The organism is Mesorhizobium sp. YC-39 (genome assembly GCF_025753795.1).
In the GTDB taxonomy this organism is placed as follows: Bacteria; Pseudomonadota; Alphaproteobacteria; order Rhizobiales; family Rhizobiaceae; genus Mesorhizobium.
Window position 1 is genome coordinate 57,249 of record NZ_JAOWPS010000008.1, and the last position, 20,241, is coordinate 77,489.

General features: G+C 61.2%; 19 protein-coding genes. 1 reads left to right on the top strand and 18 read right to left on the bottom strand.

Annotation, left to right across the window (positions count from 1 at the left end; all coding sequences use genetic code 11):
- Positions 1–34: 34 nt before the first annotated feature.
- The 12 genes from OHD62_RS31390 to OHD62_RS31445 all read right to left on the bottom strand — a co-directional run bounded on the left by OHD62_RS31390 (position 35) and on the right by OHD62_RS31445 (position 11,983).
- Positions 35–1,402 (bottom strand): amidase, encoded by a 1,368-nt coding sequence (locus OHD62_RS31390; RefSeq protein WP_263791149.1) that lies wholly within the window; start codon positions 1,400–1,402, stop codon positions 35–37.
- Between the two features lie 27 nt (positions 1,403–1,429).
- Positions 1,430–2,650 (bottom strand): ABC transporter substrate-binding protein, encoded by a 1,221-nt coding sequence (locus OHD62_RS31395; protein WP_263791030.1) that lies wholly within the window; start codon positions 2,648–2,650, stop codon positions 1,430–1,432.
- Between the two features lie 5 nt (positions 2,651–2,655).
- The gene (locus OHD62_RS31400; RefSeq protein WP_263791031.1) at positions 2,656–3,705 is read right to left on the bottom strand and encodes a CobW family GTP-binding protein; all 1,050 of its coding nucleotides are present in this window, start codon (positions 3,703–3,705) and stop codon (positions 2,656–2,658) included.
- A complete protein-coding gene (locus tag OHD62_RS31405) occupies positions 3,698–4,030 on the bottom strand; it encodes a hypothetical protein (protein ID WP_263791150.1) in 333 nt (110 codons plus the stop codon). Before OHD62_RS31405 ends, OHD62_RS31400 begins: the two co-directional genes overlap by 8 nt.
- Positions 4,031–4,089: 59 nt before the next feature.
- Positions 4,090–4,971 (bottom strand): polysaccharide deacetylase family protein, encoded by an 882-nt coding sequence (locus tag OHD62_RS31410; RefSeq protein ID WP_263791033.1) that lies wholly within the window; start codon positions 4,969–4,971, stop codon positions 4,090–4,092.
- 51 nt (positions 4,972–5,022) lie between these two features.
- Positions 5,023–6,132, bottom strand: coding sequence for an ABC transporter ATP-binding protein (locus OHD62_RS31415; RefSeq protein ID WP_263791035.1), 1,110 nt, complete (start codon positions 6,130–6,132; stop codon positions 5,023–5,025).
- 86 nt (positions 6,133–6,218) lie between these two features.
- Entirely contained in the window at positions 6,219–7,454 is a 1,236-nt protein-coding gene (locus tag OHD62_RS31420) for an ABC transporter substrate-binding protein (protein WP_263791037.1), read from the bottom strand.
- A gap of 118 nt (positions 7,455–7,572) precedes the next feature.
- Positions 7,573–8,346, bottom strand: coding sequence for an SDR family NAD(P)-dependent oxidoreductase (locus OHD62_RS31425; protein WP_263791040.1), 774 nt, complete (start codon positions 8,344–8,346; stop codon positions 7,573–7,575).
- A 17-nt stretch (positions 8,347–8,363) separates the two neighbouring features.
- The gene (locus OHD62_RS31430; RefSeq protein ID WP_263791043.1) at positions 8,364–9,110 is read right to left on the bottom strand and encodes an SDR family NAD(P)-dependent oxidoreductase; all 747 of its coding nucleotides are present in this window, start codon (positions 9,108–9,110) and stop codon (positions 8,364–8,366) included.
- On the bottom strand, positions 9,107–9,952 hold the full coding sequence (locus OHD62_RS31435; RefSeq protein WP_263791045.1) for an ABC transporter permease: 846 nt from the start codon (positions 9,950–9,952) through the stop codon (positions 9,107–9,109). Before OHD62_RS31435 ends, OHD62_RS31430 begins: the two co-directional genes overlap by 4 nt.
- A 2-nt stretch (positions 9,953–9,954) precedes the next feature.
- Positions 9,955–10,854, bottom strand: a complete 900-nt coding sequence (locus OHD62_RS31440) for an ABC transporter permease (protein ID WP_263791047.1) — start codon at positions 10,852–10,854, stop codon at positions 9,955–9,957.
- A gap of 52 nt (positions 10,855–10,906) precedes the next feature.
- Positions 10,907–11,983 carry an ABC transporter ATP-binding protein gene (locus OHD62_RS31445; RefSeq protein ID WP_263791048.1) on the bottom strand — a complete coding sequence of 359 codons (1,077 nt, stop codon included), beginning with the start codon at positions 11,981–11,983 and terminating at the stop codon, positions 10,907–10,909.
- Between the two features lie 619 nt (positions 11,984–12,602).
- Here OHD62_RS31445 and OHD62_RS31450 point away from each other — a divergent pair.
- Positions 12,603–13,622, top strand: a complete 1,020-nt coding sequence (locus OHD62_RS31450) for a GntR family transcriptional regulator (RefSeq protein WP_412177442.1) — start codon at positions 12,603–12,605, stop codon at positions 13,620–13,622.
- 168 nt (positions 13,623–13,790) lie between these two features.
- Here OHD62_RS31450 and pldH read toward each other — a convergent pair whose 3' ends face one another.
- The 6 genes from pldH to OHD62_RS31480 are packed head-to-tail and all read right to left on the bottom strand — an operon-like array spanning position 13,791 to position 20,237.
- Positions 13,791–14,537 carry a pyridoxal 4-dehydrogenase, SDR-type gene (gene pldH / locus OHD62_RS31455; RefSeq protein ID WP_263791051.1) on the bottom strand — a complete coding sequence of 249 codons (747 nt, stop codon included), beginning with the start codon at positions 14,535–14,537 and terminating at the stop codon, positions 13,791–13,793.
- Positions 14,538–14,575: 38 nt separating this feature from the next.
- On the bottom strand, positions 14,576–15,754 hold the full coding sequence (gene ppaT / locus OHD62_RS31460; RefSeq protein ID WP_318528661.1) for a pyridoxamine--pyruvate transaminase: 1,179 nt from the start codon (positions 15,752–15,754) through the stop codon (positions 14,576–14,578).
- 26 nt (positions 15,755–15,780) lie between these two features.
- Positions 15,781–16,587: a 4-pyridoxolactonase gene (gene pldA, locus OHD62_RS31465; RefSeq protein ID WP_263791057.1), complete on the bottom strand. Its 807-nt coding sequence runs from the start codon at positions 16,585–16,587 to the stop codon at positions 15,781–15,783.
- 48 nt (positions 16,588–16,635) lie between these two features.
- Positions 16,636–17,571 (bottom strand): putative B6 ABC transporter permease subunit 1, encoded by a 936-nt coding sequence (locus OHD62_RS31470; RefSeq protein WP_263791059.1) that lies wholly within the window; start codon positions 17,569–17,571, stop codon positions 16,636–16,638.
- Between the two features lie 3 nt (positions 17,572–17,574).
- On the bottom strand, positions 17,575–18,672 hold the full coding sequence (locus OHD62_RS31475) for a putative B6 ABC transporter permease subunit 2 (protein WP_263791061.1): 1,098 nt from the start codon (positions 18,670–18,672) through the stop codon (positions 17,575–17,577).
- Entirely contained in the window at positions 18,669–20,237 is a 1,569-nt protein-coding gene (locus tag OHD62_RS31480) for a putative B6 ABC transporter ATP-binding protein (RefSeq protein ID WP_263791064.1), read from the bottom strand. The genes OHD62_RS31475 and OHD62_RS31480 overlap by 4 nt, the downstream gene beginning before the upstream one ends.
- Positions 20,238–20,241: the final 4 nt, after the last annotated feature.

Consider the following 20,241-nt stretch of genomic DNA (forward strand, 5'->3'; position numbering starts at 1 on the left):
AGTTGAGAAATCCGTATTCATCCAAACGACAGCGCTATTGGCCGCGAATGACCGCTTCGGCAGAAAGCGCTACCGACAGCAGCTGCTCGTCGCGCGCCGCCAGCGCCGACAGCAGGAAGCCGACCGGCATGCCTGCCTCACCCATGCCGCAAGGTATGGAAACGCCGCACCAGTCCAGGAAATTGCCGATCATCGTATTGCGGAGGGTGCGCGCATTGGTTTTGACGAACAGGTCGTCGTCGGTTTTCAACGGCTCCAGCGGCGGGGCCACGTGGACGACTGTCGGAAACGCGATCAGCGCCCCGGCATCCACAAGTCGAGCGACCTCCCCGATCAGGCGGGTGCGCGAATTGATGATCTTCAGATAGTCGACAAGCGTAATCTTTGCGCCGAGCCGCGTCCGCGCCACCACGCGCGGATCCATCTCCGCGGCCTCCGGGCCGGAAAGCCGGTGCTGATGCAGGGCATAGGCTTCCGCTGTCACCAGCGCACCGTGCTGCGCCATCAGATCCAGAAGCTCATCGAGGGCGGGAATAGCAAACCGCGCGATTTTGACGCCTGCCTTTGCCAGGCGGGTGATTGCCGCCTCGAACGCGTCCGATACGCCGGGCTGGACATCGTCGAACACCACATTGTGCGGGATCACTATGGTCAGGTCCTGGAGGGAACCGCTGCCTATAGAGGGTGCCGACAGGCCGCGCATGGCGGCATCGATCCAGACCACATCCTGCACCGTGCGGCAGAGCGGCCCCAGTGCATCGAGGCTTCCCGCCAGCGGAAAGGCGCCGCGCATCGAGTAGCGCCCGCGGGTGGCCTTGTATCCGACAATCCCGTTGAAGGCGGCGGGGATGCGCACGGAGCCGCCGGTGTCGGTGCCGATCGAGACCGGAACCAGACCGGCCGCGACGGCAACACCCGAGCCCGACGACGAGCCGCCCGGAATACGCGGCACATCCGTACTTCTGGGGTTCTTCGGTGTGCCGTAGTGGGGATTGATACCGAGTCCCGAAAAGGCAAACTCGCTCATATTGACGCGGCCGGTGGCAACCATGCCCGCCGCCTTCAAATGCGAGACCACATCGGCATCGTTGAGTGCCGGCGTATCATGCGCAAGAACCTTGGAGCCCGCCGTTGTTGCCAAGCCGGTGATGTCGAACAGGTCCTTCCAGGCAACCGGAATGCCATCGAGAAGGCCGAGTGACCGGCCATCCTTGATCCGCCTTGAGGCGGCACCGGCCTCGCTCATTGCCCGGTCGCGCAGCAGGCTGATGAAAACGGCCGGATCGGCATGGGCGGCAATTGCGTCGAACGTCGCCTCGGCCACCTCGATCGGGTCAATCGAACCGGTCTGGATCATCGCCGAGAGTTGGGCAACAGACAGGGAATTCAGTTCTTTTGTGATGGCTATGCTTCCTTTTCCGAGGCGCTCTCAGGCCGCGACAAACTGCATCCAGCGGCGCACGAGATAATTGTGTTCGTCCATGGTCGTGTTCCAGACGGCAATGGAATTGGCACGTTGCCAGTAGGAGCCGCCGCTTCTTACCGCGCCCGCCTTGACCCGAAGCAATCCATCCGGCCCCGGAAGGTCGTTCGCTGCCGGCAGCCCCTGGTACCAATAGTCCCACTCGGCAGGCGTCATGTGCGCCCGGGACCGTTCCGGCGTCGACATGTAGTAGCCCTGGCGCGCGACCACGGCACCTGGCCATCCCGACAGCCACCAGTTCAGATATTCGTAAGCCGCGTCCAGCATGCGTCCGTTCAGCCGCTTGGACAGGCATAGCCCGCCATGCCACGCGCGGTAGCCCTCCACCGGATTTGCCAGCTCCACGGGAACGCCACGCAGGTCCAGCTTGCTGATGCCGAGCGACCACATGCTTTCGATGACGGCGTCGCCGCAGGTCATCAGATCGGCGGCGTCTTCGGCAGACTTCCAGAACCCCTTGAAAAATCCGGATTTCTTGCGTGCCTCCAGAATATCCATCAGCTTGTCGATTTCCTCGACCGACATGTTGCCGAGATTTTTGAATGTCATCAGGCCCGCCGCCTGGGCTGCAAGCGCCGCGTCGAAAATACCGATCGCCGGCTCGTTGACCAGCGCCGCATGTCCCTGAAATTCCTCGTCGAGCAGCGCTGCCCACGAGGTCATTTGCACGGAGTTTTTGTTTATGACCTCGGGGCTGTAGGCAAAGCTGTCGAAATTGTGGGTTGTCGGTAGCATGGAAATCCAGCGCGACGGCTTTTCGTCCAGGGCAAGGTTCGGTTGTACGAAAAGCTTGGTGACCGGCGCATCGCCCTGGCCGATCCGCGCGTTCGGACCGATGCGCCCCGTCTTGGTCAGATCGGTGATTTCATCCCAGAGGCCGATCCGGTCGATATCGATCGGCTGCACCGCCCGCCAGTACCAGACGATATCGAGATTATGAAAGCACTGGTCGTAAATATCATAGGTGTCCGGTTCCAGCGCCGCCTTGTGCTGCGCCGTCATAAAATCCTGATTGTCGAATTCGATATCCATGCCGAGATCGCGCTCGGCGCCGAGCCGCAGTTCCTCCAGCAGGGAAATGGCGGTGCCGAGAATGCGAAGCTTCGGCCGGCCCTCCGTGTGAAGTGCGGGCGACGACAGTGCCGATGACTTGTGATGCTTGTTCATGGCCTCTACGCGGTCTCGGTGATCTTCACTGCGGGCTGTGGCAATCCGAGCCGGTTGAAGGCAGAAAAAGAGCGTCTGATCAGATCGGCATCCAGTCCCTCAACAATGAAAACGATGCGGGAGCGGCGATCATCGGATGGCCATCCGGTCATGTGAACGGGGGTATGGACGAGATGCTGGACGCCGTGGATGGCGACGGGGTTATCCTCGCCCTCGATATTGAGGATGCCCTTGACCCGCAAAACCTTGTCGCCGTGCCGGTTGAGCAGCATGGTCAACCACAGTCCGAAGGCGGTCCAGTCGATACGAGCGTCGATGGTCATGACGAAGGAATGCACCGGCTTCTGATGAGCGCTGCCGGCTTCGCCAATGGCGCACACCGGCTCCTCGCAATAAAAGCCGCCCTTCGAAGGCGCGCCCTCGCCCGAAACCGATGCTCCGCTCAGCAGGTGATCGACATCGAAGTGATCGCCTTGCGCATCGACAAAGGGCGCATCCGGATTGATCCGGCGCATGCGCTCTATCAGCCGGGCGATCGCTGGCTCATCGGCCAGATCGGTCTTGGTCAAAACGATCACATCGGCGATTGCCGCTTGCCGCACCGATTCGCCATGGGTTTCGAGCTGTACCAAGCCATTCACCGCATCGAGGGTGGTGATCACATTTGCCGCCTTGAAATGATGGCGCAGGACAGGGTCGGACTTGAGGGTGGACAAAACCGGGAACGGATCGGCAAGCCCGGTGCTTTCCATGATCAGCCGCCGGAAGGGCGGCACGATGCCGCGCTCGCGCTTTGACTGCAGATCCCGCATCGCCTGCGCCAGCTCCCCACGGATGGTGCAGCACACGCAGCCCGATTGCAGCAGCACCATGGTATCGTCGATCCGCTCGAGCAGATGATGGTCGAGGCCGACTTCACCGAACTCGTTGATCAGCACCGCCGTATCGGAGAGCGCCGGATCGTGCAGCAGACGGCGCAGAAGCGTGGTCTTGCCGGAGCCTAGAAATCCGGTCAGCAGATTGACCGGCGTGAAGTCGGGGAAAGCATCAGGCATCGCCGCCGCCTTCCAGCTTCTCGATCAGCGAATGCGACAGCGGATCGCAGACGCGGCCGGATATCTTTTCCGCCAACGGCCACAGATGCCCAAGATCCTCGACCATCTCCGTCTTGCCCGTGCGGGTCGACAGAAGGAACGAACTACCCTGCCAGTCCGACAGGGTCATGCCGAACTCGGTGAGAATACGGCCGGCGATACGGACGCGGTTCGCCCGTTCCCGGCGGCGGTCGACACGCTCGGTGTTGCGTGTAAACACGCCAGGACGCGCGACCGCATCGGCCCAGTGCTCATTGCTTCCGAGAATTCCGCACAGCGAACACATGACGACGACCTCATAGCGGACAAAGCGCCGGCGGGCCAAGCCTGCCAGCATCATCGACCTTATTTCCGACGCGGAAAGCGCTTGGCGAAATCATCGGCGATCTCGTTCATCGTAACGAATTTGACACCGGGATGACCGCTGATATGGGCGTAAAGCCGTTCCAGCATCATCAGAACCTGCGGCCTGCCGGCGACATCGGGATGGATGGTGATCGGGAAGACCGCGTAATCCATCTCCCGGTAGACCCAGTCGAACTGCGCCTTCCACATGTCCTCGATATCGCGCGGATTGACGAAGCCGTGACTGTTGGGCGACTTCTTGATGAACATCATCGGCGGCAGATCGTCGAGATACCAGGATGCCGGGATTTCGATCAGGTCCGTTTCGTGGCCGCGCTTCAGCGGCACCATCCAGTCGGCGGGCTTTTTGGAATAGTCGATCTTGGTCCAACTGTCGCCGACACGCACGTAGTACGGCGTGAAATCATTGTGCATCAGCGAGTGATCGTACTTGATGCCGCGCTCCAGCAGAAGTTCGTTGGTGACGGTCGAAAACTCCCACCATGGCGCCACATAGCCGGTTGGGCGTTTGCCGGACAGTTTCGTCACCAGTTCGATACACTTGTCGAGGACCTCGATCTCCTGTTCGCGTGTCATCGCGATCGGGTTTTCGTGGGTGTAGCCGTGAATGCCAATTTCATGGCCCGCGTCCGCCACGGCCTGCATCTGTTCCGGGAACGTCTCGATCGAGTGGCCGGGAATAAACCATGTGGTCTTGATGCCGAACCGTTCGAACAGTTTCAGCAGGCGCATGCTGCCGACTTCACCGGCAAACAGGCCGCGTGAAATATCGTCCGGCGAATCCTCGCCGCCATAAGACCCGAGCCAGCCGGCCACCGCATCGACATCGACGCCAAAGCTGCACAGAATTTCCTTTGCCACGGTCATTTTCTCCTTGGGGTTTTCCGGTCCATTTTATGGGCTCGATGTTTTTCAGGTCGCCGGGATGACCGTTGCCTGGCCAGGCTGCCAGGCAAGCAAGACATCCGACCCCGCGGGAAAGACGCCCGGCGGATACTTGTCGATATGCGCCTCGAGCGCGATCGCCCGCCCATCCGGCAACTCGACTGAAAGATGGGAAATGTGGCCGACGACGTCGAAGCGGTTGACCTTTGCGTCGATGACATTGCCGCCGGACTGCCTGGAGATCGTGTCGCGCATAGTGCGGTTCAGCGTATGAACTTCCATGGCTTCGGCCGGAATGACGACATTGACGGCAGCACCTAGGCTCATGTCGCCATTGGCACCACCGGCAAGCGTTCCAAACGGCGTATCGACGATGATGCGGCCGTCCTCAACGCCCCTGACCGCACCCTGGAAGATCGTGTTGCGGCCGATAAACCGGGCAACAAATGGAGTATTGGGGCGTGTATAAAGCTGATGCGGTGGGCTGATCTGTTCGACCCTGCCTTGGTTCATCACCACGATGCGGTCGGAGAGCGCCAGTGCTTCCGACTGCGCATGGGTCACGAACACGAAGGTGATGCCAAGCGTCCTTTGCAGCAGCTTCAACTCGTTCTGGATGGCTTTGCGCAAGTTCGCATCGAGCGCGCCCAGCGGTTCGTCCAGAAGAAGAATATCGGGCTCGACCACCAGACCGCGGGCAAGTGCGATGCGCTGGCGCTGGCCGCCGGAAAGCCTGTCGGTTTTTTTTTCGGCAATATCGTCCAGGCCAAGCGTCGAAAGCATGCGATCAACCTTGGCATCGCGCTCGACCTTCGCCATCCCCTTGACCTCGAGGCCATAGCCGACATTGCGGCGGACCGTCATGTGTGGGAACAAGGCGTAATTCTGAAAGATCATCGATGTCGGGCGGTCAGCGGGCCGCATATCGTTGATGCGAACGCCCTTGACCATCATGTTGCCGGAGGAAATGCTCTCGAACCCGGCGATCATTCGCAGGGTCGTCGTCTTGCCGCAGCCTGACGGACCGAGGAATGCGATGAACTCGCCCTTGTTGACGGACAGGTTGAAGTCGATCACGGCTGGCGTGCCGTTGTCGTAAACCTTGCCGATCTTGTACAGTTCGAGATCGTAAATCATCGCACTCACTTCGCGAAAATGGACGCGGGCAAAAACAGGCGTGGGGCGGGCAAAGCAAGGCTGACTGCCCGCCCGCCCGTCAGACATCAGGCGCTCAGGAATTCATCCCACTTCTGGACGAGGTGATCATATTCTTCCGGCCACTGGTGCCAGTAAGCGACGTTGGCCGCGCGTGTTTCGAGTGAACCGCCATCACGCAGATCGCCTTCCTTGATGCCGCGCTCCTCAGCACCGACCCAGGGCTTGCCTTCATACCAGAAGGCATATTTTTCAGGCGACATGACCTCCTTGATATTGGTCGTCGGCGAATAATAGCCCTGCTCCGAAACGGTGATGCCGGGTGTGCCCGACAGCCAGTAATCGGCATAGGCTTCGACGGCGGCTTTGTTCGGCGTGCCCTTCAGCATGGTGTTGCCGATCGACCACCCGCGATAGCCTTCCTTGGGGATGGCGTATTTGCACGCCTTCCCCTGAGCCTTGACGGCCATGACGGCCGGCTGCCAGGCGTCGCACACGACGATTTCACCGGAAGCGAGGAAGTTGACGAGTTCGCCGAAATCGCCCCAAAGGGCGCGGAACTGGCCGTCCTTCTTCTTGGAAACCAGGAATTTCGCTGCTTCATCGATCTCAGCGGCCGATGGATTGCCCGGGTTCTTCACATCCGAGAGGCCAAGCGTGTTCATCGCCATCACGGCTTGGCCGAAGGCGGTCAACGGGTCGGTGTTGAGGCCGGACTTGCCCTTCCACTTGGAATCGAAAATAGCCGTCCAGCTGTTTGCTTCTTCTTCGGAAACGATTTCCGGATTGTAGCCAACGGAATCGAAGTTGAAGACAGAAGGCACCATCCACAACGCCGTCTGTGTTTCGTCCGTCCAGATCTGGCCGACGATCTGCGCCGAGGCAGGCCACTTCGGGTCGGGCTTCTTGAAGATGTCGCGGATGTTCGACCAGTTCTTCAGCGCCGACGTCGCGATCGGATCGGCATTGTCGGTCATCACGACGGACGGCAGACGCTCACCAATGGTTTCCCAGACGTCATAGTCCTTGGAACCGGACAGGATCTTGGTCTGTGCATCCGGAAAGGTTGCCGCCGTACCCGAGGTCGAGCCGACGCCGCTTGCCTTCTTGAAGTCGGCCAGAATGCGTTCCTGAACGGTCACCGAAAGACCGATGGTGCGCAGCTGCTCGGATGCAAGCGCAGTGCTTTGCGCGAAAGCGGCGCTGGAAGACAGGAAATGCGTACCACCTCCCATTGCAAGCGCCATTGCACCTGCGGAACGCTTCAGCAGCGAACGACGATTCATTTCTGATGAAACTGACATTGCTTTATCTCCAGTTGTTCTTGTGTTCCCCGGAGCATCCCCCTGTGGACACTCCTAATCTGTTGTTCTGGCGTAGTAATTCCGAAAACCCGTTCGGGGTTTTCGGGGACGTCGTGTGCTAGTATCGGCCTACAAGGAGGCCACCATCCACGACCAGCGTCTGACCGGTCATGTATCTCGCGCCGCGTGATGCGAGGAATGTGATCACGTCGGCAATCTCTTCGGGTTCACCGATGCGCCCCATTGGAATGAAGGCGCCTGCGGCTTCGGCGCCCGCGGCCCCCAGCGAATTTTCCTCCGACAAAAGCTGGGCGGTGCGGATATAGCCAGGCGCCATGCCGTTGACGCGGATACCGTCACGAGCAAGTTCCACCGCAAGGCCGCGCACCAGGCCGACGACGCCGGCCTTGGCGGCGGAATAGTGCACATGTTCGTCCCAGCCATAGGACGTCCCCATGATCGAGGAGAGCGCGACGATGGCGCCGGATTTGCGCGCCTTCATTCCGGGAACAGCGGCACGCGCAACGCGGAAAATACCCTTCAGATCGATATCGAACGTCAGGTCCCACTTGTCGTCGTCAAGCGTTTCGAGCGGCGCCTTGTGGGCGATGCCGGCATTGGCAACGAGCACATCTATCCGGCCCAAACGCGCCTCCACATCGGCGACCAGCGCGTCGACGGCGGACGTCGAGCGCACGTCCAGCAAATGGAATTCAGCCGACCCGCCAGCCATTCGAATTGCCTCAACCGTGTCGTTGCCTTCGCGCTCCAGCACATCGGTGACGACGACATGGTCGCCAAGCGCTGCGAAGGCTTTGGCTGTCGCATGCCCGATGCCGATGCCGGCACCGGTGATGAGAACGACGCGGGAAGAAAGCTGCGTGTCAGTCATGATCTTCATTTCCCTGTTCACAGCATCACATCGCCGGAATTCGGACCGAGCGTCTGTCCGACAAACAGGCTGGCCTGCGGCGAAGCGAGAAAGGCAACGGTTGCCGCCACTTCCTCAGGCTCGCCGAAACGGCCAAGCGGCAGTTCGGATGCCTTGCGGGTGCGCCATTCCAGCGACAGTTCCCGAACGAGCGGTGTGTTGATAGGCCCAGGCGCAACCGCATTGATGCGCACGCCGCGGCTCGACACCTCTCGGGCCAGCGACTTGGTCATGCCGATGATCGCCGATTTGGCGGCCGCGTAATGCGAAAGCTCGACGCCGCCGATCTGGCCAAGCTGCGACGCGACATTGATGACGGCGCCCCTGCCGGCCCTCAGCATCGCCGGCAGAACCATCTTCGTCATCAGGAAGGTTCCGCGCACATGCACCGCAAACATCCGGTCGAAATCCTCTATCTCGAGATTTTCAAACAGCGACTGATGCACGATGCCGGCATTGTTGATCAGCAGATCCGTGTCGCCGAAGGCTGCGACGGCCGCCGCATGGATGGCCTTTGCGTCCTCTTGGGACGAGACGTCGCCGGCGGCTGCGGTGGCTTTTGCGCCGGAGGCGGCAATTTCCGCGACCACGACCTGCGCGCGCTCAAGATTGAGGTCGTTCACCAGGACGGCATAACCATCGGCGGCGAGCCGGACGGCTATCGCCCTGCCTATGCCGGAACCGGCGCCGGTGACGATTGCGCTCGCTGTTTCGGCGGGCATCATGCCTCCTCCTGGATGGCGACCCGGCGGGCGCGGCGGATCGACAGCATCATCAGCGCCGCGTAGGTTCCGAGCAGTGCGAAGGAAAACAGCGTCGTCAGCACGCCGAAGGCGAAGACGTTCGGATGGACCTCCACCGAGAAGGTTCCATAGATAGCGAGCGGCAGCGTCAGGTCACGGCCTGACGCAAACAGGGTGCGCGAAAACTCATCATAGGACAGCGTGAAGGCGAACAGCATGGCCGAGAGGACGCCAGGAAAAATCAGCGGAAACGTCACCTTGCGGAACGTTTTCACCGGCGACACGCCAAGCGACCAGGAGGCCTCCTCTACGTTCTGGTCGAAGCGGTTGAGGATTGCCAGCATCACGAGGAACGCGAAGGGATAGGTATAGACGACGTGAAGGACGAAGGTCGTTCCCCACCAGTGCCGGTCGACACCCAGCGCATTGGCGACCAGCGCCATGCCAAGCCCGACAAGCACGCCCGGAACCATCATACCGAGCACGATCAGGTAGAAAGCAAAACCGGAGCCCGTAAACTTCTTGCGGAATGCCTGTGCGGAGGTAACCCCGAGAACGGTCGAGACGATCATCGTCATCACTGCCAGGAGGAGGGAGCGGACGAGCGCCTCCTCGATCGGCAGCGGTGCGATGCGCGTCGGCGGTGTCAGGCCGAAAAGATGCTTGTACCAATAGGTCGACCATTCGATGATCGGAAACTGCGGACCGCCTTCCGGTCCCGTCTGGAAGGACAGGATGGCAAGAACCACCATCGGGCCATAGAGAAACACGAGAAACAGCGTCGTATAGATGCCAAGAGCCAGTTTTGTTCCGCTTGCCTGCATGATCAGAGCTCTTTCCTGAGATCAACCACACGCAGCAACGCGGCGACGACGATGCCCATCAGGATGGTCAGAACCACGCCTGCGACCGCCGCAAAGGCCCATTTCAACGATCCGACCTGTGTCACGATAATATTGCCCAGAAGATTGACCTTGCGACCGGACAGAGCCGCCGACGTCGCGAATTCGCCAAGCACCATCACCGACACGAAGATCGCGCCGACCACGACGCCTGGCATCGACAACGGCAGGATGATGGTGCGGAAAATCCGCCAGAAGCCGGCACCGAGATCCTGTGCGGCTTCAATGACGCTTTGGTCGATGCGGCCCATCATGAAGGCGATTGGCCCAACCATGAACACGCAATAGATCTGTGTCATGCCGATGATAACCGACAGCTCGGAAAACAGCAGCACCTCGATCGGCTTGTTGATGAGGCCTACACCCTGAAGAATGAGATTGATCGCACCCTCCTTGCCGAGCATCGGACGCCAGGCAAGAACGCGGATCAGAAACGACGTCCAGAACGGAATAACGCAGAGCACCAAGAGCACCGTCTGCAGGGTCTTGTTGCGCACGAACAGCCCGACAAAAAGGGCAGCCGGATAACCGATGATCAGGGTGGCTGCCAGGACGATGAGCCAGATACGAATTGTCGTCCAGAGGGCGCTGAGATAGGTGTCGCTGGAGAAGAACGTCACCCAGCTCTTGATCGTCAGCGTCGGCGTTATCGCAAACGTGGTCTGCGTCCAGAACGAGACGTAGACCATCATCAGGATCGGCACGACGAGAAAGAGAACCATCCAGATCACGCCAGGCGCAAGCAGCCAAAGCGTCTTGTCGGCCATCTTCCTTGCGGGCCGGTCGGCGGACACAGGTTCAGCTGTGGCGGCGGTCATCGCCATCCTTCAATCTCCACGGCGCAAACAAAAACCAAAAACATTGCCCGGGCGCGATTCATGCATAAACAAGTGCATTCTGGCGTTTCCAGACGAGGGCGTAGCGGCTGTGCGGCACGCAGGTCTGCGGTGCAGCCTGGCTGAGGTGGGACTCAACCTCGATCACTCGCCCGTCATCGAGCGAGAAAAAGGAGTTGATGGCCGCGCCTGAATATTCGTCGGCAATGAATGTTCCCTCGAGGCGGACTTCCTCTGCTGTAACGGGGGATGCGAGCGGCCTGACGGAGATTCGATCGTAACGGATGGCATAGGCCGGCTGACCGCGCGCATCAGCCTTCTGACCCTGCAACGGAAATTTTCCCACCGAAGTGACAAACTCATCGTTCGAGAGCTGTCCTTCGAAGAGATTGTAGCAATTGAGAAATCTTGCCACGGAGGCGGACCGCGGCTGGTTGTAGACAGTGTCGGCGTCGTCAGCCTGCGCGATGCGCCCGCGATCCAGCACGAGCACGGCGTCACCCATCGCCAGGGCCTCGGTCTCACTGCCGGTCACATGGAGAAACGTTACGCCGCAGCGCTCGCGGATTGTGCGCAACTCAGCGCGCATGCGCGTGCGCAAATTGGCATCGAGCGCACCAAGCGGCTCATCCAGCAGGACCAGCGACGGCTCGGTTATCAAAGTTCGGGCCAGCGCCACGCGCTGACGCTGGCCGCCGGAAATCTGCGTGACGCCACGGTCTTCAAGACCGGTCAGACCGACGAGAGCAACGATATCCTTGACCCTGGCGCGGACGACGGTCGAATCCGTGATCGGATTCAATTCCCGGTTCTCCAGGCCGAAAGCAATATTCTTTGCGACGGACAGATGCGGAAACAGAGCGAAATTCTGGAATACGAAGCCGATGTTGCGGCGATGCGGCGGGACCGCTTCGACGCGTTCACCCTTGAAAAGGACGCTGCCACTATCGGGAGTCTCGAAACCGGCGATCACGCGCAACAGGATCGTCTTGCCCGATCCGCTCGGACCGAGAAGCGAGATATAGGCATTGTCCGGCAGTGAGATATCTATGCCGTCGAGCGCCCGCAGCGCGCCGTAAGCCTTTGTCACCTGAGAGAGTTGCAAAACTGCTGCCACGATTTCCCTGCCGGTTTCTCGCAAGTAAACTGTCGCTTACGTCACCGCGCGTGCCGCGGAAACGTTTCCGCGAACGGGCAAGCCGGTAGCGGGCTGCGCGCATGATTAGCGCGCGCATCGAAGCATTCGTTTCTTGTGGTTTGTGGTCATCCACCTCGGGATGCTTCTTCCGGCATCCGCGTCAAAATTTATGGCATAAATGATTTTTGTATTCAATAGGCTTTTTAGCATTTCGCTATTTTGTGCGCTGTGGGGCAAATGGCTGACAGGCGTTGGCGCCTGAATCGAAATTTCACAAACGCTTTCACCCACTGAAATGGGCCTTGGCTTTGTAACAAAGTAACAATCTACCGCTCAGGCAACACGAAAACGCTGCCTGTTTGGAGCAAACAGAGCCTAAATTTACGGCAGAAATCCATTCTCCAGCGCAGATTCGCTGGCCACCATGGCTTCAAAGCAAGCGTCATGCCAACAACGCGGGCACCGAAATTCCAGCGCTGTCGGTCAAAATTTTCAGATTTTGTATGCAAAAGTCATTATTTGTCGATGTGAAACGTTCGCAAAATAGCGTACACACAGACATCCAGTTTTCCTGTGCTCATCAGGATCAAGACGGAGAATGCCTCTCGCGATGACACGCAGCAATGCAGGCCAGAACACCCAGCGGCGCTACGAAATTGCCGAAGATGTGCTGCGCAACAACATAAGGGATGGGTTGCTTCCCGACGGGCTGGTTCTTCTCGAAGGGCCGATCGCGGAAATCCTGCAGACCTCGCGGGCTCCCGTTCAGCGCGCGCTTCTTCGCCTCGAAGCTGAAGGACTTGTCCACCGCTTCAAGGGCAGAGGATTTCTTGTCGGCCCGCAAGGTCGGGATATCATGCCCAATCGCACCGACATAAAGTCGTTCGGCCTTGTCGTTCAGCAGCATGCCGATGAAGCGCTTCAAAGCCGCTCGTCCTGGGAGCGCATCTACAATACGGTCGAAGCCGACGTTGCCGGGTGCGTCGTGTTCGGCAAGTACCGGATCATCGAGATAGAAATCGCCAATCACTTCAATGTCAGCCGCACGGTGGTGCGAGACGTCCTTAGCCGCCTGCAGGAACGTGGCCTTGTGCGCAAGAACCAGAGTTCCCATTGGATGGCCGGCCCCCTGACCGCCCAGACGATCAAGGATCACTTTGCACTCCGCCGTGTGCTGGAGCCGTCGTCGCTGCTGGCGGGTGCACCGCTCATTGACCGCGACAGGCTGACGGAGCTTTTCAGCCAGCTTGTGACCCTTGGGGACCTGAATACCACCGATCACCTCAAGAACATCGAGGAGCTGCAAACGCGACTGATCGAAACCTGCATACTGACCACGGCGAACGAGCAGCTGCGCGAGCTTATCCGCAACAACCTGCTTCCCGTCGGCGCGTCCGAGCGGCTGCTGCGCAAGCTCGGGCTTCCAGGCGATCCGACGGTCATCACCGAACTGCGTCTGATTGTTGAGCTTCTCATCCGCGGTGCGGTGACAGCCGCGGCCGCGATGCTGGAAACACATCTCGACGCCGCGATGAAACGGATGATTGCCCAGATGAAAATCGTCGCGATCATTCCAGGCCCGAGTGTGACCGCCGGTTACCTAACGCGGGTCGAGTAGCGGGGCCACAATTATCTCCCGCGCACTCAAGCGAACACGCTTCTGATCCGATTCAGCAATGCTAGAGCAATTCCAGGAAAAGTGTGAAACGGTTTTCCGTCCGGAATTGCGCAAAAACAAAGAGATAGAGCGGTTCAGCGTTTCCGTGAAACGATGAACCGCTCTAGTCTAGTGCCTGACCATCCCGGCGTCGACATTCAGCGTCTGGCCGGTGATCCAGCGGGCGTCCTCGCTCGCCAGGAACGACACGACATCGGCGATGTGTTCGGGCTGGCCCTTGCCCTTCATCGCCTGCAGCATCTCGACGAAGCCGAACGCCTCGTTGTGCGGGCTCGCCTTGACGCCATCGCTCTCGATCAGGCCGGGCGTCACCGCATTCGCCGTGATGTTGTACTTGCCAAGCTCCGTGGCCAGCGCCCGGGTGAAGCCGATGACGCCGCCCTTGGCCGCGACATAGGCCGCCATGTTCGGCGTGCCGGCAAAGAAGGTGTTGGAGGCGATGCTGATCACCCGCCCTGCCTTGCCTGCCGCACGCATCTGGTCCGTGCCGGCGCGGGTGACAATGAAGGTGCCGGTCAGATTGACGTCGATGATCTTGCGCCAATGGTCGAGATCGACGTCGTCCCAGGCGACGAACGGCACGATGCTGGCATTGTTGACCAGAATATCGATGCCTCCGGTCAGGGCCTGGATTTCAGCGAAGAGTGCTTTGACGGATGCCGGATCGGCAATGTCGGCGGCGATCGCCCTCGCCTTTCCGCCTATCGCCGCGGCCGCCGCCTTGGCGCCTTCGGCGTTGATGTCGCTGACGATGACGGTCGCACCGTCGGCGGCAAGCCGCGCCGCGATCGCCTTGCCGATACCCTGCGCGGCGCCCGTAACCAGGGCCGTCTTTCCCGCAAGTCGTTCAGTCATGAAAATGCTCCCTCAATCCGTGATCCGATGATGTCTGTTCAGGCGTCGGCGTCGATAACGGCCAGCGCCGCCTCGATGCCTTTGCCGATCGTCAGTTTCTGGCCGGCCGCGTTCATGGCGCCGCCAAGTGCCGTCAGCGCCGCGATCGCATAGATCGGCTGGGCGGTCGGTCCCATATGGCCAATGCGCGTCAGCTTCCCCAATGTTTCGCCGCGGCCCGACGAAAACACCACGCCGTAGCGGGCGCGGGCGGCCTGGCGAAGCGCCTTCTCGTCAATACCTTCGGGGGTGCGAACGGCGGTCGTGGTTGGCGACGCGATCCTGTCGCTGGCAGCCCAGATTGACAGGCCCATCGCGGTGACGCCCGCGCGCATGGCCTTGGCGGTGAGCGCGTGGCGCGCCCATACCGCCTCCGGTCCCTCATTGAGATAGAGGTCGAGCGCGACGTCGAGCCCGTTCATCTCCGCGACGGACGGCGTGAACGGAAACGGCTGGTCCTTCGACCACGCATGCTCCCAGTCGACGATGCTGAGCATCGACGCGCGTGGCGCTGCCTTGTTGGCTTTCATCTTGGCCCAGGCCCGCTCGCTGATGCCCATCATCGTGAGGCCGGGAGGCGCGCCCAGGCATTTGTTCGGGCCGGTGACATAGATGTCGGCCTTGCAGTCTTCCGGATGCGTCTTCATGCCGCCGAAGGACGAAACGGCATCGACGATGAGATAACCGCCATGCGCCGAAACCAGCGCGCCGATGGCGTCGATCGGATTGATGGTGCCCGATGGCGTGTCGTGGTGACAGACGGAAACAACGGTGATTTCCGGATGCGCCTTGAGCATGTCGGCGACCGCCTGCGGGTCGATCGCCTCGTTGTAGGGCACTTCGATCTCGAGCAGATGCGGCGAATAGCGTTTCGCCCAATAGCCAAACCCCTTGCCGTAAACTCCGGAGGCAAGGTTGAGCACGACGTCGTCTGGCGTGATCAGCGACGCCGCCGCCGCCTCGAGGCCGAGCACCGGCTCGCCATGCAGGATGACCGGCTTGTTCGACAGCCGCATCGCTTTCTGCGCCTTGTCGACCACCTTCTCGTAGAAGAGCTGGAACGCCGGGTCGTAGTCGTAAAGCACGGTGCGGCCGAGGCCATGCAGCACTTCGGCATAGGCATTCACCGGCCCCGCGGTCAGGGTGATGACCGGATCGGCGTGTTCGGGATAGCGCATCATCTTGTCTCCGGATTGGCGAGGGATCAGCCGTAGAATCGCGTGCCGGTCCTGTAGGTCTTGAAGTTTTCCATATCGTGGGAATACATCAGTTCGGCGCCATGGTCCTCGGCCAGCTTCTTCACTTTGCGCATCGACTTGACGCCCGCCACCGGGTCGATGTGGAAGGCCGCCTGGCACAGCGTTTCAAGGCTCTTCTGGGTGTAGGCGGCGTCGATGGTGAACATGATCGGCTTGCGCTTGGGGAACTCGACCAGCAAGCTGTAGTGGCCGATCGAATGGCCGGGCGTCGAGATCAGCTTTACGCCCTTGGCGAGATCGACGTCGCCCTCGATGCCCTCGAAAGTCGAGTTGGCGCGCGTCGTGCCTTCCAGCAGTTGCGCGGTCGCGCCACGCGCTTCCGCGGCCTCCGCCGAGAAGCTCAGGTCCGAATAGCCGAGATGTTCGAAAGTCTCCGGATTGCAGGCCTGCGGCACTTCCGAGCGATGGCAGATCTTCTTGGCGTGTGGAAAATACTTGTTGCCGCCGCAATGGTCGAAATGAAAATGCGAGTTGACGACGACGTCGATGTCCTTGGGCTCGAGCCCGAGCAAGGCAAGCGCGCCGGGAATGGTCTGGTGCTTCTCCTGGATCGGCTTCTCGAAGGGCAGCACCTTCATGACGTGATCGTAGTCGTAGCCGGTATCGATGAGGAAGCGGCCCTCGGCATGCTCGATCAGGATCGAATAGACCGGAAAGCGCACTTCGCCGCCCGGGCCGCGATTCCAGAACACATGATAGCCGTCGAGAACGAGCGAGCCGCCATCGAGCAGGTAGACCTTGGTATCCGACATTGTTGCCTCCTGTTTTGGCGCGGGTCCCTTCCGCGCATCTGATTGTTGTCAGCGCGCGCCGCGCTCGTATGGAATGCCAAGTGCTGCCGGCAGGCTGGCCCGCCGACCGAACAACACCAGCATGATCATAACCGCCAGGAATGGCAGCATCTGGATGACGTCGGTCGGTATGTTGATGCCAGCCACCTGCATGGCCGTCGTCAGCGACAGGCAGACGCCGAACAAAAGGGCGCCGAACAGTACCCAGACCGGACGGCCGCGCGCCAGCATGGCCAGCACGATGCCGAGAAAACCGGCACCGTTGGTGATGAACGGAATGAACAGGCCCGCCCCGACATTGGCGAGATAGGCGCCGCCGAGCCCGGCCAGCGCGCCGGTCGTCAGCACCGCGATGGTCCGGGTCCTGATGACGTCGATACCGGCGACGTCGAGCGCGGCCGGCTTGTCGCCTGCTGCCTGCAGGTTGAGGCCGAGTTGAGTGCGCCGATAGAGGTAGCCCATGCCGAACACCAGCGCGATCGCCAGATAAACGATGAGGTGATGCTTGAAGAAGGCGGGCCCGATGACAGGAATATCCGACAGCAGCGGAATGACGGTGGCGTCCGCCGCCGGCAGGCGGGGATAGCTGCGCGAGAATTGGAAATGATGAAGCAGCGCCGTCAGGCCTTCGAGACCGAGCGTCAGCGCGATGCCGATGACGATCTGGTTCAGCCCGATGCGCACGCAGAGCAGCGCCATGATCAGCGCCACCGCGACGCCGCCGGCGGCACCGGCGAGGAACCCCAGCCACAGCGACCCGGAATAGAAGGCGCCGACGAAACCAAGATAGGCACCGGCCAGCATCATGCCCTCGATGCCGATGTTGAGCACGCCGGCCTTTTCCGACATCTGTTCGCCGAGGCCGGCCAGCAGCAGCGGGATCGCCGCGGTGACCGCGCCGAACAAGAGCGCGCTGAGAAAGACTTCGCTGAACAGCCCGGTCATGCCCTAGGCCCTCCGCGACTGGTTGTAGCGATGATCGAAATATTCGGCGAGCGCGAGCATGATCAGCACGATGGAAACCAGCACCAGGGTGAAATGATTGGGCACGCCGAGCCGCCGAGCCGCGCTCTCGCCGCCGATCGACAGCACCGAGAGCAGGAACACGAAACCTATCGCGGCAAAGCCGTTCATGCGGGCGAGGAACACGGCCGGAATGACCGCCAGCCCGTAGGCAGGATTCCAGTCGGCGCGGACATTGCCCTGGACGCCGATGATGTCGACGGCGCCGGCAACGCCGGCCAGCCCGGCCGAAATGGCGAAGACAGCGATGGTCAGGCCAGGCACGCCCAGCCCCGCATGGATCGCCGCTCGCGGATTGGCGCCGACGATCCGCAATTTCAGCCCGAACGCCGTGCGCGTCATCACCAGATGCACGATGACGATCGCCGCCAGGCCGAGCAGCAGACCGCTGGTGATGGTCGTATCAAACAGGCGCGGCAGCCGGTCTTCCACCGGCAGCGTGCGGGTCTGGGGAACGGTCGTGCCGGGATCGCGAAATACAAGCTTGACCAGGACATTGGCGAGCGATGTACCAAGGAACGTCATCATCAGCGTGGTGATGATCTCGTTGACGCCCTGATAGGCGCGCAGCAGAGCCGGCACCAGCGACCAGATCATCGCCACCACCATGGCGATGAGGAACGAGCAGGTCAGCGCCAGCCAGGACGGCATGATCTGAACGAACACGGGAGCGCTGGCCGCCGCCGTCACCGCGCCAAGCAGGAACTGGCCGTCGCCGCCGAGGTTCCACATGCCGGCGCGAAAAGCCACGATGAGGCCGGCGGCGAGAAACAGCAGCGGCGCCATGCGGGTCAGCGTCTGCTGTATGCCGAGCGGCGAGAACAGCCCCTTCTCCAGCACGAAGCCATAATAGGCGAGCGGGTCGACGCCAACGGCAAGCAGGATACAACCGGCTATAACGAGAGCGGCAAGGATCGGGCCGAGCGTCATCAGCAGCCGATGCAGGATGTCGCGGCGCGTCGCCGCTCCGCTCGTGGCATCGAGTGCGGTTGCACTGACTGTGGGTGCGGTGTCGATGCTCATGCGGCAAGTCCGATCATCAGGCGGCCGACCTTGGTACGGGCGTCGTCGGCATTCTTGACGGTGCCTACGAGCGCGCCATTGGCGATCACCGCGATACGGTCGCACATGCTGAGCAATTCCTCGAGATCGGTGGAGATCAAGAGCACGGCAAGGCCGCGTGCCGCCGTGTCGCGGATGCGCTGGCGCGACGCCAGCGTGTTGGCGAGGTCGAGCCCGTAGGTGGGCTTGTTGAAGATCACCACCTTGGCGCCTTCGGCCAGTTCGCGCGCCAGCAACACCTTCTGGATATTGCCGCCGGACAGCCGGGCGACCGGCGTCTTCAGGCTTGGCGTGCGCACATCGTATTCGCGCACGAGCTGGGCGGCGCGCTTCTCGATCTCGGCACGCTGCTCGACGCCTTTGCGCCAGAACGGGGCCGCGCCGACCTGCTTGAGGAAGAAGTTGATCGAGACCGGGAAGGTGCCGACAGTACCTTCGCCGAGCCGGTCGTCGGTCAGGTAGCGTAGACCGCGCCGACGGCGTTCGCCGACGCTCAGCGCCTCTATGGCAACGCCCTCCAGCTGCACCGAACCGCCAGTCGCCGCGCGCTGGCCAGCCAGCGCTTCCGCCAGCTGCTTCTGCCCGTTACCATCGATGCCGGCGATGCCAAGGATCTCGCCTGGACGAATGTCAAAGGAGATCGACGACAGGCCCGGCGCGTTGTCCGTCGGCGCGACCGCGAGATCCGCGACCTGAAGCAGCGGAGCGGCTTCGGCGCGGACTGTGCGGATGGGGCGCTCGACCGCTTCCGGATCGTCCTTCTGCTTGCCGAACATCAATTCCACGATCTCCGAGATGATCGCCTGTTCGCCCAGCGCGCGAAACCGCTCGGGCGGAATCTCGCCGACCTTGCGGCCGAGCTTCAGCACTGAGATGCGGTCGCCGAAGGCCGCCGCCTCCTTGAGCTTGTGGGTGATGAAGACAATCGCCAGGCCCTGCTCGACAAGGCGACGCATCAACGCGCCCAGCTCGTCGATGCCTTTCGGCGTCAGCATAGAGGTGGACTCGTCGAGGATCAGCAACCGGCTGTTGCGCACCATCGCGCGCAGGATTTCGACCTGCTGCTGCTCGCCGAGCGAAAGCTCCGATACCTTGGCATGCAGCTTGACGGTGATGCCAAGCGTGCTGGTGATCTCGGCGACGCGCGCTGCCAGTTCCTCGGTCCTGGGGCGCTGCCACCACGGTCCGCCAAGCAATAGGTTTTCCGCTACCGTCAGCGTCGGCACCAGCATCATGTGCTGGAACACGGTGCCGATGCCCAGTGCCAGCGCATGGCGCGGCGAGGTGATCGGTGTCGGTTTGCCGTCGACCAGTATGCGTCCCTCGTCCGGCTGCAACAGGCCAGACAGCATGCCGATCAACGTCGATTTTCCGGCCCCGTTCTCACCGAGCAGCACATGCACCTCGCCCTGGCGGATCGACAGATCGACGCTGTCATTGGCGACGATGCCGGGAAACCGTTTGGTCGCGCCTTCAAGCGCGACGATGTCGCGCGCGGCAACGGACGATGAAGAAAGACTGCTCATGAAA